Raw genomic sequence first — 16889 nt, forward strand, 5'->3', positions numbered from 1 at the left:
ATTAATTAAGTTAGCTTTTTTAACGGTTGAATTTCTCTTTAAACTCTTCATCCGTATAAAACTTTCCTTCAAATTCAATTATTGGTTGTAAGTCATCTAATCCATATGCCTTAAATTCTTCTAATGCGGCATCTCGTTCTTCTTTTGTTTTATAGATAGTCGAGTAATAAGTTGTGGAGTTGTTTGCTCCTCTCACTGGTTTTAATGGACGAATGTTCATCAGTATGTTTAAAGTCTCGATTGATAACTCGCCATCTACTTGTGCCAATCGTACACGATAGATTAATTGCTCGTCTTTAGTTTCTGTATTGTCGTTTCCGTTTTCGATAGGTTCGATAAATGTCTCTAACTCCTTTTCCTCAGAATAGTTTTCCGGTAGCTCTTCTTTACCTACGCCAGCATCAACTAGTGTTACTCGTTTTTGTTGGTCATATGCAACAACAAAAGTTTCTTTGAACCCTTTTTTCGCAAGGACTTTTTGATGGTTTTCTGCTTCGCGATAAGTTTTAAATGATCCCGTATAATAACGGTTTAAATTATCCTTGTCTGAAGCTCCGTAGACAACTTCAATGCCTGGAAATATTTTATCAGCATCTACTTTTTTGCTAAAGGCGCCTAACTGAACACGATAGAGTTGCTCCGTGTTATTATAGTCTGGTCCTGATCGACCTTCTTCAATATTAATTCGTTCTACTTTTTCAATAACTTCATCTTCAATGGTAATGATGCGCTCATTATCACCTGAGTTTCGTCCGACTCTTTGTATATCTACACCTTGTTGTTCGAGTTCTGCCTTTGCAGCTACAGCCTCTTCAATAGATCCGAATTCACCGAGAGTATAGTATACGGTGTCACCTTTCATCACTGTACTATAATCGCGGTAGCCTAAAAATTTGTGTAAATCGTTTACAGTAATGTCCTTCTGTTCGCTTCCAACAATTATTACATAGTTTAAGCCAGATCGGGTTTTATCTTTTCGGTCATCGCGATCAACTTTACGTTTACCCAAAATAACTTCCGTGCGTATTTCTGCGAATTCATGTTCGTATCCTGTAGAATCATAAAATAGTCGGGTATGATTATTGAAATCTTCCTCTGTAATAGTTACTCCAAATTCATCCACATATTCATCAAGTTTCGTGTCTGGTTCATCGTCACGATAATCGGGCACACCATCTTGGTCTTTATCGTATGGACACCCATGTTCATCAACTAATGCCTCGGCTGGTGTAGCCGGGCAATCGTCTAGAGCATCGATTACCCCATCTTTGTCAAAATCGTTTGGATCCCATTCTGCGAATAATGGAATTCCTTCATCTTCCATGCCAGGACCAATCCCTTCGCTGTCATATTCTTTTAATTTTAAGTCATAACTGAGCGAAACATGAGTGTATAATAATTTGTCATTTTTAGGGTCGCCTTTCCGATTCCCTTCACCGGCATCAGATATATTATCAACTAAATCTGTAAAAGTAAAATAATAGGTTGCAGCAATTTTAAAATCCCAACGTGGAGACATGTGAAATTCAAATCCTGCACTAAGAGGAAGAGCAAAACTTTGCTCACGGTATTTCCCTAAATTATCCGCATTTAATTCCCGTAAATCGGTCTCATAATTATAATCACGGTGAAGAGGTACGGCTGTTGATGCTAAAGGGTCATTTTCCGCAAGGCTCATGATTGAACCATCAGACCAATAGTGGTAAAAATTCCCGTGCCTATCGTATAAATCACTCTTTGATAAAAATTCAAAAGAAGAAAACCCTACACCTAAGAATGGATTGTAATATCTTCTACCTGTCTTAAAAAGTGGGTGGAAATTATAATAGATCATTGCAGTTCCCATCCTAATTCGCGACTCAAAATTTAAGTTACGATTAAGGGTGCGTTCATTCGATGCTATTTTAGCGTAAGTAGCTGAAAACTCAATGTTAAAGGCCTTTGATATAGGGGCATTAACTAAAAGTGATCCTCCAAATCGATTAACGGTTGAAGCAAACGATTTTTGATAATTTTGTACTTCACCATAATAAGTCATTACGCCAGTGCCTACTCCTATTCGTGGCCGAAAAACTTGCTTTAACGTGTCTTGACTAAAGGCTTGTTGGGCGATTACCAAAAAAGCAAGAACTATACTGTATTTTATTAAACTTTGCAAACTTTGTGAATTGAGCAATAAAGATAAAATATTTTAGCCAACGGCATTCACTATCCACTTAATTTTTGGGAATAATTGACTGTTAATATCTTTATTAATTAAGGTAGCTCGTAATTAGTCATATCAATTTCAAAAAGATCGCGTGCTCCAAGCCCTCTATTTTCTTTGGTTGTGAAAGCTGAATAGTAGGCTTTCTTTTGATCTGGATAGTATACAAAATGAGTTTCATCGGCAACCGTATTAATAGGATAACCTAAATTTTGAGGTTCGCTCCAAGTGTCGCCATTATTTTTTGATACGTAAACATCATAGCCGCCCATACCTTTATGTCCTGTTGAACTAAAGAATAAGTATTCTCCGTCAGGAGTTGTGTAGACTGTGGTTTCGTCGCCCGGTGTATTGATTGTTTTACCTAAATTTTCTGGTTTCGACCAAGTATTTCCGCTTCGGTATGACACCCAAATATCTGATCGCCCTTCACCCCCTTGTCGTTCACTAACAAAATAAGCTGTAGACCCATCAGCAGTCATTGAAATTGCGGCATCAAACATAAAGGTGTTTATCGGTTTTCCAATTGATTTTGGAGAATTCCACGTGCCTTTCCTATTCAGTTTACAATAAAAAATATCAGAGTGTTTCGTTTTAGGCTTTGGCGACTCGAGTACTTCAGTGTTAATGGTCATATAAAGCTCTTTTCCATCTGGAGTAATATAACTAATAGCATCCATGCCTTTGGTGTTAACACGACTTAATAAATCGCTCGAATTTGTAGCTTCTCCCCATGATTTCGTTTCTTCATTCCAAATACTGACATAGATATCTTCAAAAAAGCGCTGATCACCAGGACTTATGCCTCCACCAATATTATCAGCTCGCCGGGAAACAAAATAAAGTGTTTTGCCATCTGGTGAAAAAACAGGAGCCGTTTCATCAGCGGCGGTATTAATCATTGGTGACATTCTTGATATTTTCACCGCTTTTGGTGAAGCAATCATCCCTTTTGCTAGTTCGCATTGGTCTATGTGGAATTGTACTTGCAATTCATTTGCTCTCGTTTTTGAAAGTACACCTAATGCTTTCGTGTAATTGTCAATTGCAGCATCTAGTTCCCCTAATCGGTGTAAACAACGACCTAGTAAATTGTGTGCGTCTTGATGAACACTAGGATCTTTTGCTAATGCTTCTTCAACATATGTTCTTGCTTTTTCATAATTTCCGAGTAAAATATGACACTCTGCCAGCCAATAAGTGGCTTCTGCATTACCTCTATTTTTGTCAAGTGCTTCTCTAAATTTAACCAAAGCAATACGCGTATTACCTTCATTGTAATTTCTTTTTCCTTCTGCAATAAGGTATTTGGCAGTACCTTTTTCAATGATCGATGCCGTTGTATCCGGGGGAGTCATACCGAAACTGAATCCAGCAGTCATCGTTAAAAGTAGCGTAAAAAATAACTTCATATTTCTTTAGTTTATCATTCCTTTTTGCTAAAAATACAATTTTCCGAAATTATTCAATGTTATCAACGTTATTTTCTTCCTCTTCGTCATTTTTTTCACCGATTGTATTCTTTGTTCGAACCGCATAGTCGTTTTTATTGAGGTCAACAATTTCGTGCATCGATAAAGTTGCTGACGTAATTGCTAGAATAGGTGCAAGGGCAGCAAGTAAAAATGTGATAACGAGAATGGTTCCCCAAAATAATTGAGTGGAGGTGTCGCTCGGTAAGGTTGCAAAGCTTCTAAAAACGTAAAAAAAAGATAAAAAGAAAATAGAGTATATACTACCAATTGAAATGGCAAGTCCCCTGTGTTTTGAGACAAAATAAACACTTTGTTGGATATTTAATCGCCTTCGCTCATTGATGTAATCGATGAATGCAAATCCGTAAAAATAAAAACCAATAGCGATTGGTAACGAGAAAATAAGAATGTCCTTAATGGTAGAATTAAAAAATGACGCTATTCCCAAAATAATTACAATAAAAAAATATTCCCAAAAAATATTTCTCATCGCAATTTGGATACCTCTTCTAATATCGTTAACCAACTGTTTAAAACTGAATTTGTATTTATTGCCTGTTAAAATTTGTTCTATACGCTCTGATAAAAGCGCAATTATTGGGGACAATATGATTACAACAATGTATAATGTGAATTTCGTAAAAATCATATTCAACGAATCGAAAAATATCATCTGAACCGTGCGCCAGGTGATTGCTCTCAACGTTTCAAGTTCTCTGGCGTTGGCAACCAAATCCCGTCCAATGCTGAGCTCAACAGCTTCAAAGTATAAACCGAGCCAATAGACTCCAACAAATAGAATTAAGGGGAATAGAATGAACCAATATAGTTTGTGGTCCAATAAGAATCTTATCCCTTTAATGTAGTTCTTATAACCAAGTCCCAATAATTGAAAAAAGTTCATTCTAAGTTAAAGTTTTGATGAAAACATGTATCGTCGATAAATATAAAAACATAAATAGCAATATTTGATATCAGATATAACAATTTCGTTAATTTTAGGCCTTTAGAATTTGTGGACTTTTTATTTACATATCATCCTATTTGGCTGCTTGCGGCATGTTTAATCGCTTTTACTTATGCGTTCTTTCTTTATCGTAAAGAGCGTTTACTTGAAGATGTTAAGCGTTCAGTTATATGGTTATTAGCCGGTTTCCGTTTTGTTTCGGTATTTATTATTGCTATGCTATTGTTAGGAATTGTGCTGGAAAAATTGAATGAACGGAAAGAAAAGCCGCTATTATTTGTAGTAAATGATAATTCCGCGTCAGTTTTGCTAACTAGTGATTCTACCTATTATAAAACAGAGTTTTTACAACAGTTAAAGAGTTTTGGGGATGAAATGCAGCATAAGTTTGACGTTCAAAATTATAACTTTAGCGATGAATTGATTCCTGGTTTTGAAGTTGATTTCAAAGGAAAAACAACTAATTTGTCCGAAGTTTTTAATACAATTTTTGATCAGTATACGAACCGAAATATTGGCGGAATTGTGCTAGCCAGTGACGGAATATATAATGCTGGAGCTAATCCTATTTATGCGATTTCGAGAAAATCTTATTTGCCAGTTTTTACGATTGGTTTAGGTGACACAAACCTGGTTAAGGATGTACGGGTGGATCAAGTTCGTCATAATGACATTGCTTTTCTGGGAAACGAATTTCCCATAGAAATAGAAATTTCTCATTCGAAATGCGATGCTGAAGAAGTAACTGTAGAAATTTTAGCCGAAGATAAAGTTTTGAAACGTGAACAGCTTACCTTGTCTGGAGAACAAGGACTAGAGAAAATTGACTTTATTCTCAAAGCGAGTAAAGTTGGTATTCAAAAATTTACAGTTCGGGTAAGCGCTGTTTCTAACGAGTATAGTACTGCAAATAATACCGCGAACTTTTATGTTGAAGTGATTGATGGAAGACAAAAAATTCTAATTATTCACCAAGCACCACACCCTGATATAGGGGCATTACGCTATGTAATTGAGAAAAATAAAAATTATGAAGTTACCGTACAAAAACTCAAAGATGTAAAAGAGCTAAAAGGTTATGATTTGGTAGTAGTGCACAATTACAATGAATCAAACCCTTTGCTTACAGAATATCTATTTAGCGGCCAAGGTCCTGTTTTGTATATTGCAGGAACCAGCTCTAATTTTGATGATTTAAGTGCTTTAAATATTGGACTCAGTGGTAGGTCGCATGCAGGAGAAGATGTTCAATTTGTAATGAATTCAAATTTTAAAGACATCCTAATGTCCCCAGAAGAAATGCGATTTTTGGCAAATGCCCCTCCGTTAAAATTACCGTTTGGTAATATTAAGTATAGTAATTCAATTCAAATTTTCGGATATCAGAAAATTGGAAATATGACCTTGGATAATCCTTTAATGTACTTTTCCGAAAAAAGAAATAGCAAGTATGGAGTTATCATGGGTGATGGATTTTGGCGATGGCGACTTTATGATCAGCTGCAGCACGAAAACACGACAAACTTTGAGTCATTTTTTAATAAAATTATTACCTACCTCGCGGTAAAAGAAAATAAAGATCCCTTTAGAATTCAAATTGCAAAAGAATTTACTGAAAATGAAGATGTTTTTGTGAAGGCAGAATTATATAATCAGTCTTTTGATCGTGTAAACGAACCTGAGGTTTCATTTAACTATAAACAGGTGAATGGAGATTTGTTTGAATCGTATTTTGTAAAAACCTCTGAGGCCTATCAATTAAATTTAGGTAGATTAAATCAAGGTGTTTACGAGTGGACCGCCAAGACTTCATTTCTAGGCGAGGTTTATGAGAAAAAAGGGACGTTTGTGGTTAAAGAAGTAAAACTCGAGTTTTTAAATACAGTTGCTAATCATCGGTTGTTAAGAAATATTGCGAAGAATTCAGGAGGCGAGTTTTACTTTACTAATCAGTTGGCTCAGTTAAAATCGGACATTGAAAAGCGCGAAGATATGGTAACAGTGGTTTATCAAGAGAAGGAGTTTGATGACCTAATCGACTATAAGTGGATTTTCTTCTTAATCGTATTTCTTTTTAGTTTCGAATGGTTTGTTCGAAAGTATCAAGGGGCTTATTAGGAAATTCGACTCACCACTTACCACGTTTTACGAACATTCATCCTATTTTTTTTAAGAAGAATTAAAAAGCACTTATTTTAGCATTTGAGCAATTTAGCTACACGTAAATGTTTGTCACTATGAAGAAAATTAAATTAATTACCCTCAGTTTGTTAATTTCTACAATTGGATTCACACAATCCGATAAAAAGAAAAATGAAGAAACAAATCAAGTCAATTCAGGTTTGGTTGCAGGATTGAAATTCAGAAATATTGGACCTGCATTAACTGCGGGTAGAATTTCAGATTTAGCAGTTAACCCGAACAATTCAAATGAGTATTATTTGGCCATTGCCTCTGGAGGTGTTTTTAAAACTCAAAATCATGGTGTCACATTTGAACCTATTTTTGACAATGAAAACGCTTATTCAATTGGGTGCATAACAATCGATCCTAATCATACTTCAACAATTTGGGTTGGCACAGGGGAAAATAATAACCAAAGATCAGTTGCATACGGTGATGGTGTATATAAATCAACAGATGGTGGCAAATCATGGAAAAACATGGGGTTGAAAAACTCCGAGCACATTTCGAAAATTATAGTGGATCCCAGAAACTCGGATGTTGTCTATGTTGCAGCATACGGACCTCTTTGGTCTTCAGGTGGAGAACGAGGAATCTATAAGTCGATAGATGGTGGAGAATCCTGGGAGCGAGTTCATTTTATTTCAGAAAATTCGGGTAGTGCTGATTTAGTAATGGATCCTTCCAATCCTGATGTATTATACGAAGCGGTTCATCAGAGAAGAAGGCATGTATTTACTTATGTAGGGGGAGGAAAAGAAAGCGCAATTTATAAATCTGTAAATGGCGGAAAAACGTGGACCGAACTAAAAAGTGGCTTGCCAACAGGTAAAATGGGAAGGGTAGGCTTAGCTATTTCACCTGCAGATCCAAATTATGTTTATGCCATCATAGAAGCGGAAGATGATAATGGAGGATTTTACCGCTCAATTGATAAAGGAGCAAGCTGGCAGAAAAGATCAAATCACAAGACAAGTGGGAATTACTACCAAGAAATTATTTGTGATCCAATTGATAAAAATAAAGTTTTTAGCATGGATACGTGGCTACATCACACCGAGGATGGTGGTAAAAGTTTTATTGCAACTGGAGAAAAAGGCAAACATGTAGATAATCATTGTATTTGGGTGAACCCAGAAAATACGAACCATTGGCTCGTTGGTTGTGACGGTGGTTTATATGAAACATACGATCATGCTGAAAATTGGCATTATAAACCAAATCTTCCCATTACACAATTTTATAAAGTGACTGTAGATAATGACGAGCCTTTTTATAATGTTTATGGTGGAACACAAGACAATAATTCTTTAGGAGGTCCTTCTCGAACAATTAATAATGCAGGAATTTTAAATTCTGATTGGTACATTACGAATGGTGGAGATGGCTTTGAATCGCAAGTGGACCCTGAAGACCCAAATATTGTGTATGCACAAGCGCAATATGGCTGGTTGGTGAGATATGATCGTAAAAGTGGGGAAAAAATCGGAATTCAACCTATGCCAAGTAAAGGAGAAGATGCTTATCGTTGGAATTGGGATGCCCCGCTTGTGATTTCAAACCATGACCACAAAACCTTGTATTTTGCGGCAAACAAAGTCTTTAAAAGCACCGATAGAGGTAATTCATGGGAAACAATTTCACCTGATTTAACTCGTCAAATTGACCGGAATCAGTTGAAAGTTATGGGTGAAATTCAATCGCCTGATGTCGTAATGAAGAATAAGTCTACGACAATTTATGGGAATATTGTGGCGTTGGATGAATCACCGCTTGAAAAGGATGTGCTATACGTAGGTACAGATGATGGGTTGATTCACGTGTCAAAAAATCGGGGAGAAACATGGGATAAACACGAGAATTTTCCAGGGATTCCAAAGATGACCTATGTGAATATGCTCGTGGCATCGCAGCATAAGAAAGGAACTTTGTTTGCGGCTTTCAATAATCATAAAAATGGTGATTTTAAACCATATATACTGCGAAGTAAAGATTATGGAAAGTCATGGGAAAATATAGCAGGAAATCTTCCGGAAAGAGGTTCCGTTTATGCGCTTGCTGAAGATCATAAAAATGAAAATCTATTATTTGCCGGAACGGAGTTTGGTTTATTTTTTACAGTTGATGGAGGAATAAATTGGGTGCAGTTAAAGGCTGGGATACCAACTATTGCCATTCGTGATATTGCCATTCAAAAACGTGAAAACGACCTAGTATTGGCTTCTTTTGGGCGAGGCTTTTATGTGTTGGATGACTATTCGGCGTTGAGAGAATTAAGTGAGGATTTAATGGAGAAAGAGGCTTATGTTTTTCCGATTCGTAAGGCTCTTTTATATGTCGAGTCGAATCCACTAGGATTAAAGGGTACAGGTTCTCAAGGTGCATCAATGTATGCCGCTCCTAACCCTGAATTTGGTGCAATGTTCACATATTATTTAGATGAAAGTCCAAAGTCGCCTAAATCTCAACGCAAAGAAATGGAGAATAAAGCGAAGGAAGAGGGGCGAGAGATTGATTACCCGACTTATAATGAATTTGTGGCGGAAGATAATTACGAAGATCCTTATTTATTATTTCTAGTACGTGACGCACAGGGAAATGAAGTTCGAAAAATAAAAACTAATGCAAGCAAAGGAATAAATCGTGTGAACTGGAACTTAAGATACCCAACAACTACTCCAATTCAGTTAAATAAAGGTGCGGTTGGCCGTTATAGTTTGCCTGACGAGGGACCATTAGTGGTTCCAGGAAAGTATAATGTGTCGATGTATTTGAGCGAGAACGGTATTTTTAAAAAACTAACGGAGGCTGTTGAGTTTGAAGTTGAAGCATTAGAGAACTCATCTTTATCCCGACAATCAGAGGATATTTTGGCCTTTAAGACTGAACTTGCAGAATTAAGAAGAAGGTTGAGAGGGACAATTAGTCAGTATGCAGAATTGAATGATCGATTAAAACATATGGCAGCGGCCATTCAAGAATATCCTAATGCTGATCTAGACTGGATGAAAGAGGTTAAAGCTTTGGCAAGTCTTTTACATGATACACGAATTGCTATTTGGGGAGATTTTCACAAGTCGCAACGAGATATTGAAACTTTACCAGGAGCCGCAGGTCGAATTGAAACCATTATCTACCAATCGTGGTATTCAACTTCAAATGTAACAACTACTCAAAAAGATCAATATGCAATCGCTAAAGTAGAATATGCTCAAATTAGAAAGTCTATTGATGAGGTGTTAATGCGCGTAACCGAAATGGAAAAGAAAATGAACCTTAAAGGTGTTCCTTATACCCCAAGTAGACCGAATTGGAAGATTGATTAAAAAAGCTTGCCTTGGTTAAACAGTAAGTCAAGACAAGATAAATTTGTTTCAAAGTCCTCTATTGCCCCAAATACCTGGTGGTAAGGAGGACTTTGGTGATTTAGGCGTTCTTTAGGAGATAATAACTGCTTAAAAGTAGAAGGGCTTTTATCCGTTTCTCCTCCTTTTACAATAAGAATTTTAATCCCGAGTTGAGTGCATATAAACGAAGTAAGCGCAATGTTTAAATCAATTAAATACTTATGGTTTTGCTTAATAATATTAAACAGTTCCTCATAATAGTGTTCGAAATACGGAGCATTTCGATAGGCACTCTCAATTGCTTTAAGATGATCCTTTTGCCAATCTTCCGTATAGTTGATAAGTACATCTTTAACTAAAGTGTTTTTACCAAAGGGTCGAGTGACAGGAACGGATAAGTTTAAAAGTCCATTTGCTGAAAGAATCACACAACGATTGCGTAAGGTTTGTTTTTCATAACGATCCTCTATATCGATGATTAGCTTTTCCGAGCCTAAAATATGGTGGAGATAAGCTTGGTTAAATAAATAGCTGGTGGGAGCAACTATTTCCTTTAAATCTTTCTTTACAAACTGGTTTGCATTAATTGCTAAAGGGGTTGTTTCACGAATTTCTTCGCATCGATTTAATAGTTCTTCTTGACCTAATACCTCAAGCTCAGATTTTAATGCTATAGCCGCTTCGATATTCTGAAAAGTTTGCTTAAAAATCAATTCAAAATCAGAACAATGCTTTAAACAATTGCGTTCAACTTGGGTATTCTTGTAAAACCTAAGACGTTCTTCTAGGTTTTTGGTTATGCCAAAATGATAATCATTCGAAGATAATCGAAGGACAAAGACGTGAAACATCATCTATTACTCGATTCCTTTGAATATTCTATTCCATCTCACATCACCACCAAACATTCCTTTAGGACCAGAGGACATCCAAATAAATGCAGCCCGACCAACAATATGATCTTCAGGAACGAATCCCCAAAATCTTGAATCTGCTGAGTTGTTTCTGTTATCTCCCATTAACCAATAATAATCCATTTCAATTGTGTAGGAGTCGACTTTTTTACCGTCTATGAATATGCCTTCATCCGTTTCTTGTAAGGTGTGCTTCTCATAAGCGGTTATTATTCGTCTGTAGATTGGTAACGTTTTGTGATTCAAGGCAACCTCCATACCTTTGTAAGGAATTTCAAGTGGTCCAAAGTTATCTTCAGTCCAATCGTATTGCACATCATTTGGGAAAATTGGTAAATATCCCTGAGGGTACCCTTGTTCGAGTTTCTTACGATTATAACCTCTTTCCTTAATAAATGGCTTTATTTGTGGGAATTTTGGTAAAACTTCTTCGAGCTTTTTCTTAGATAACGGAATGGTAACAAAGCCCGAATCATCTGCGCCTAATTCATTTAGTCCAACATCAAAATGTTCTTTAAAATAACTTGCTTGACCTTGAGTCCAAGTCCAATTTGACGTTCTTCTACTCACAAAAGCAGGGTGTAAATAACCTGTAAAAGAATACTTATACTGCATATTTTCAGGTTGATGAGCTAGCTGACCGTTCAGGTAAAGTTCTTTATCTTTAATTTCTATCACATCACCAGGTATGGCGACACAACGTTTGATATAATTTTCTCGTTTATCAACTGGACGATCTAAAACACCATGTATGATGGTATAGCCTCTAGCTTCATCTTCAGGGGCTGGTAAGGCCGAATAAACTTTGCCGTTTTCAAAATTTATCCGCGCTCGTTTTTTATAATCTTCTATATTTTCCTCAAAATAGGCTAAGCTTTTTCCATCCTTTTTAAAAATGTAATACGCTTCATCTCGTAAAATTTGCTCATAAGTATGTCCAACCAAACCATATGGCATCCTAGGATCGTTTAACGCCGTATCACCAGCAGGAAAATTAAATACGGTAACATCGTTTCTTTCAACAAATCTAAATCCAGGAACTCGAGTGTAAGGTATGGTCTGAATCTCGCTGTAAGACTTGACATTTAAATAAGGAAAACTATTGTGAAATACAGGGAACGAAAAGGGAGTCATCGGAACTCGAGGTCCATAAGTCACCTTTTCAACGAACAAAAAGTCTCCAACCATTAAAGTCTTTTCCATTGAGCCAGTAGGAATGGTGTACGGTTCAAATACATATGTTCTAATCGCACTAGCAGCAATTAACGCAAAAAGAAAGGCATCTCCCCATTCTTTAAAAATTGATTTTTTACCAGGCTTTCGTTTAACGCCCAATAATGACATTGGATACACAATAGCATGACCAACTACAGGCAAAGCAAAAAATAGAGCTACATGATCACTCGGCGTTCGGGCATTTACTTGCTTAACAATGTCCCAGTTTGTTGGTGGAACTGGTTGGTATTTTTCCGTGTCCATTGCAACTCTCCAAAAAACAGGAAAAGGAAATAAAATACCAAGTATTGTTTCTTTGACACCGAATTCACCAAATTTTCGAATGAGCGTGATATTAATGCAGGCCCACATATAAATCTGAATACCAGGCATCAACAAGAAAATTGCCCAATACCAGGGTTGCTTACAAGCTCTAAGTACAACAAAATAATTGTAAAAAGGGATGAACGCAGCCCATGCAGGTTTGTCAATTCGCGGCAAGATTTTATGCCATAACCCAATAATTGGAGTCAAAATAATGATTAAATAGCCAATTATCAATCCTAAATATTCCATATTAAAATTTTAAAACGTCTTGCATCGTATAAATACCAGACTTATTTTTCATCCATTCAGCTGCGATAACGCTACCTTGAGCAAAACCTTTTCTGCTATGGGCTGTATGTTTTATTTCTATTGTGTCAATTTCAGAACTATATGTCACTTCATGCGTTCCAGGAACATTGGGTAAACGTTCAGAAGCTAGTGAAAGTGTCTTTTTGTTTTCAATTTTGTCTTGTTTTACATTTTGCCAATCAGTATAGGTCTTATGATTCTCAATGATTTGCTCGGCTATAGTAATCCCTGTTCCGCTTGGAGCATCTAATTTCTCGGTATGATGTATTTCCAGAACGCTGGCTTCATATTCTGATAAACCATTCATGATTTTGGCTAAATGGGCATTTAAAGCAAAAAAAGCATTCACCCCAACACTGAAGTTCGTGGCATGCAATAATCCGCCGTTTTTCGAATTACAATATTCAGAAACAGCTTTAAAATTGTCGTACCACCCTGTGGTTCCTACAATTATCGGAATCCCTAAGTCAATTGCAAAATGAATATTTTCTAGTGCCGAAGAAGGTTTGGAAAACTCAATAATTACATCAGTTTCACTATAATCAAAGGTTTCTTTTGGTGCTTTGCTATTAACTTTTGCAGTTATTTTATGTCCGCGTGCTATGGCAATAGATTCAATTTCTTTTCCCATTTTACCGTAACCAAAAATTGCAATATTCATTCGAGTTATTTTTGCGAAAGTAGCAATTTTAAAGTTTTCTTTCGAGATGATACTTGATTTAGGATTAAAAAATATTTTTTTTTAAACCTTTTAACGTTTTTCTTGTAGAATGATTGATTTTTGAGGTTTGATTTTCGCTAGATTTGCCACAAATTATAAAGTTTACAGATTAATGAAATTTTTTCTTTCCCTATTTATCTTTGGATTACTGATTATTACCTCATGCTCTCAAAGTGTTAACGAAGATAATGTTGATAAAAATGAAGTTCACGAAACGGAAATTGCATCCGAACTTTTAGCAGAAATTGAAGGGTATAAAGCTGGAGAAGAATGGAAAGCGTATTTCGACATTTCAATTCCCGCACCAATGCAAATTGTAGAAGGGTTAAATAGGGATGCCATTGCTCAATACGGTTATGTGGCAAAAATGCAAGGACACCAAGACACGAGTGTGTTAGAGCATTATCTTTTCGTGATCATGCAACCGAAATCTGAGATTTCAGGCTACCCAAAAGAATTGGACCTCGATCTAATGACTTATCGAAATGATGCGGTGGCTAACTTAGAATCATCCAAAGGGCTAAAAGCATTTGATGTACTGACGATGAACCCGAAAATTGATACAATAAACAATGTAATTGGTGTCAAAAATGAAATGTTGGCATCCGTTGAAAAAGAAGGGAAACCTGTACAACTTTATTATAACCTTGGCGTTTTTGAAGGGGATAAAGCCTTTTATCAAGTTATGACATGGTGTTTAAATGAACAAAAAAGTACATTTCAGCACGATATGAATCTAATCTTGGATTCATTTAAAGAAAAATAAAACCACCCATAAAAAAAATAAGTAGCAGAGCAATTCTCAAGATATGCCGTTAAATTGAGCAAATTTTGTATTTTTGGCTACCCATAACCGAGCCTCTGTTAAATAACTGAATTTTAATTCGGTTATAATAGATATTCTGTAAGGGCATTTAAAATCAATAACAACAAAATAAAAAAATCAAAAAAATGAAATTATTAAAATGGTTGTCTCCCGCAATTGTAGCATTTGGATTAGTTGCATGTAACGAATCAAATTCCTCTTTTGAAACAAAAGATGTAGAAGGACAGTTTTCAATTGAGATTCCTGACTACATGGAGAAACTAAATCTTGAAAACCCAGATGCTATTTTTCAATACGGAAACGAGTTAAAAGAGCATTATGTAATGGTGATTATGGAAACTCACGAAGAATTAAAGCAATATGATTTGGAGATGAGTATCGAAGAATATGCAGATCTATCTATCGAATTCTTAAAGTCTTCAATAAATGACCCAGTAGTTGAGGAAGTAGGGGAAGGAGTTACCACAGTAAATGGAATGGAAGCTGTAGGATATAAAATTAATGGTGTATTTCCTCAAAATAACCTAGACATCTTTTATTATGCGATGTTTTACAGAAGTGAAAAAGCATTTTACTATGTTACAACTTGGACATTAGCAGAACGTGAAGAGAAGTTCATTGATAATATGGAGAAAATAGTTCATTCAATCAAAGAAAAATAGTCAATGTCAGACGATAAGAAAATCATATTTTCCATGGTTGGGGTGTCAAAAACGACACCTCAAGGAAAACCAATTATCAAGGATATTTACCTTTCTTTCTATTATGGTGCCAAGATTGGTATCATTGGGATGAATGGCTCAGGTAAATCGACTGTTTTAAAAATTATCGCTGGTCTTGATAAAGCGTATCAAGGTGATGTCGTTTTTAATAATGATTACTCTGTTGGATATTTGGCACAAGAGCCGGTAGTTGATCCCGAGAAAACGGTAAAGGAAATTGTCGAAGAAGGTGTACAGTCTACTGTAGATTTACTCAAAGAATACGAAGAAATTAACGCCGGATTCATGGATGAAGAGATCATGAATGATGCGGATAAAATGAACAAGTTAATTGAGCGTCAAGGGGTGGTTCAAGAAAGAATTGATCAACTGGATGCTTGGGATTTAGATAGTAAATTAGAACGTGCAATGGACGCGCTGCGCTGCCCTCCAGAAGATCAGAAAATTGGGACATTATCTGGAGGAGAGAAAAGGCGTGTTGCGCTTTGTCGATTATTGCTTCAAAATCCGGATATTTTATTGTTGGATGAGCCAACAAATCACTTGGATGCTGAGTCCGTTGACTGGTTAGAGCAACACCTAAAACAATATAGCGGAACCGTTATAGCAATTACCCACGACCGATATTTCTTAGACAATGTTGCGGGTTGGATTTTAGAGTTAGATAGAGGTTCAGGAATTCCTTGGAAAGGTAATTATTCTTCTTGGTTAGATCAAAAAACTAAGCGCATGGCGCAAGAAGAAAAACAAGCGAGTAAAAGAAGGAAAGTTCTTGAACGTGAGTTAGATTGGGTAAGGATGAATCCGAAAGGAAGGCATGCTAAAAATAAGGCCCGTCTTAATAATTATGACAAATTATTGAGTGAAGAATCAAATTCTCGAGAAGAAAGACTTGAGTTGCCAATTCCTAATGGTCCTCGTTTAGGTACAAATGTTATTGAAGCTATAAAAGTAGCGAAAGGATTTGACCATAAATTATTATATGATGATTTAAACTTTAATCTCCCGCCTAATGGTATTGTTGGTATTATTGGACCAAATGGTGCGGGTAAAACCACAATCTTTAAAATGATAATGGGGGAGTTAGCTCCTGATAGTGGTGAGTTTAAAGTAGGTGATACAGTAGAAATTGGCTATGTGGACCAAGATCATAAAGACATGGATCCAGAGAAATCAATCTTTGAGGTTGTGACTGGTGGAACGGAGTTTGTCGAGATTGGTAAGCAAAAAATTAATTCACGGGCTTATTTAAGTCGATTTAATTTTAACGGAGCAGATCAAAATAAGAAGGTCGGAGTTTTATCTGGAGGAGAAAGAAATCGTTTGCACCTGGCTATGACACTTAAAACAGAAGCAAATGTGTTATTGCTGGATGAGCCTACCAATGATTTGGATGTCAATACAATTCGAGCCTTAGAAGAAGGGATAGAGAGTTTCGCTGGTTGTGCAGTCGTTATCTCGCATGATAGATGGTTCTTAGATCGAATTTGTACACATATCCTGGCTTTTGAAAATGATTCTTCAGTTTATTGGTTCGAAGGAACTTATTCAGAATATGAAGAAAATCGTAAAAAACGTTTAGGTGATTCAGAGCCAAAACGCGTTCGTTACAGAAAATTAATGGCCGATTAGTAGCGTCTTTTTAAATAAATTTTTGACACAAATAGACTAAAACG

At 36.2% G+C, this 16889-nt stretch carries 11 protein-coding genes; 5 read left to right on the top strand and 6 right to left on the bottom strand.

The features are described 5' to 3' along the window. Positions 1 to 19: 19 nt before the first annotated feature. The 3 genes from A8143_RS02235 to A8143_RS02245 all read right to left on the bottom strand — a co-directional run bounded on the left by A8143_RS02235 (position 20) and on the right by A8143_RS02245 (position 4585). Positions 20 to 2158: an SPOR domain-containing protein gene (locus A8143_RS02235; RefSeq protein ID WP_139134243.1), complete on the bottom strand. Its 2139-nt coding sequence runs from the start codon at positions 2156 to 2158 to the stop codon at positions 20 to 22. 98 nt (positions 2159 to 2256) lie between these two features. Then, on the bottom strand, positions 2257 to 3618 hold the full coding sequence (locus A8143_RS02240; RefSeq protein WP_066755635.1) for a tetratricopeptide repeat protein: 1362 nt from the start codon (positions 3616 to 3618) through the stop codon (positions 2257 to 2259). A gap of 49 nt (positions 3619 to 3667) precedes the next feature. Continuing rightward, positions 3668 to 4585: an EI24 domain-containing protein gene (locus A8143_RS02245; protein ID WP_066755636.1), complete on the bottom strand. Its 918-nt coding sequence runs from the start codon at positions 4583 to 4585 to the stop codon at positions 3668 to 3670. 111 nt (positions 4586 to 4696) lie between these two features. Here A8143_RS02245 and A8143_RS02250 point away from each other — a divergent pair, with 111 nt between their 5' ends. Then, a complete protein-coding gene (locus tag A8143_RS02250; RefSeq protein ID WP_066755638.1) occupies positions 4697 to 6766 on the top strand; it encodes a hypothetical protein in 2070 nt (689 codons plus the stop codon). 119 nt (positions 6767 to 6885) lie between these two features. After that, positions 6886 to 10158, top strand: coding sequence for a WD40/YVTN/BNR-like repeat-containing protein (locus A8143_RS02255; RefSeq protein WP_066755641.1), 3273 nt, complete (start codon positions 6886 to 6888; stop codon positions 10156 to 10158). Here the strand turns inward: A8143_RS02255 and A8143_RS02260 are convergent. The 3 genes from A8143_RS02260 to dapB are packed head-to-tail and all read right to left on the bottom strand — an operon-like array spanning position 10155 to position 13605. Next, positions 10155 to 11033 (bottom strand): WbqC family protein, encoded by an 879-nt coding sequence (locus A8143_RS02260; RefSeq protein WP_083261180.1) that lies wholly within the window; start codon positions 11031 to 11033, stop codon positions 10155 to 10157. The two genes, A8143_RS02255 and A8143_RS02260, sit on opposite strands and share 4 nt — an antisense overlap. Before the next feature lie 3 nt (positions 11034 to 11036). Beyond that, positions 11037 to 12884, bottom strand: a complete 1848-nt coding sequence (lepB, locus tag A8143_RS02265; RefSeq protein ID WP_066755647.1) for a signal peptidase I — start codon at positions 12882 to 12884, stop codon at positions 11037 to 11039. Between the two features lies 1 nt (position 12885). Next, positions 12886 to 13605, bottom strand: coding sequence for a 4-hydroxy-tetrahydrodipicolinate reductase (gene dapB / locus A8143_RS02270; RefSeq protein WP_066755651.1), 720 nt, complete (start codon positions 13603 to 13605; stop codon positions 12886 to 12888). Between the two features lie 172 nt (positions 13606 to 13777). On the opposite strand from dapB, the gene A8143_RS02275 reads away from it, so the two are divergent. From A8143_RS02275 to ettA, 3 genes are all read left to right on the top strand, one after another. After that, entirely contained in the window at positions 13778 to 14431 is a 654-nt protein-coding gene (locus A8143_RS02275) for a hypothetical protein (RefSeq protein WP_066755653.1), read from the top strand. 185 nt (positions 14432 to 14616) lie between these two features. After that, a complete protein-coding gene (locus tag A8143_RS02280) occupies positions 14617 to 15153 on the top strand; it encodes a hypothetical protein (protein WP_066755655.1) in 537 nt (178 codons plus the stop codon). A gap of 3 nt (positions 15154 to 15156) precedes the next feature. Further along, entirely contained in the window at positions 15157 to 16845 is a 1689-nt protein-coding gene (gene ettA, locus A8143_RS02285) for an energy-dependent translational throttle protein EttA (RefSeq protein WP_066755656.1), read from the top strand. Positions 16846 to 16889 lie beyond the last annotated feature (44 nt).

The organism is Crocinitomix algicola, from assembly GCF_001661595.2.
GTDB classification, from domain to species: Bacteria; Bacteroidota; Bacteroidia; order Flavobacteriales_D; family Crocinitomicaceae; genus Crocinitomix; species Crocinitomix algicola.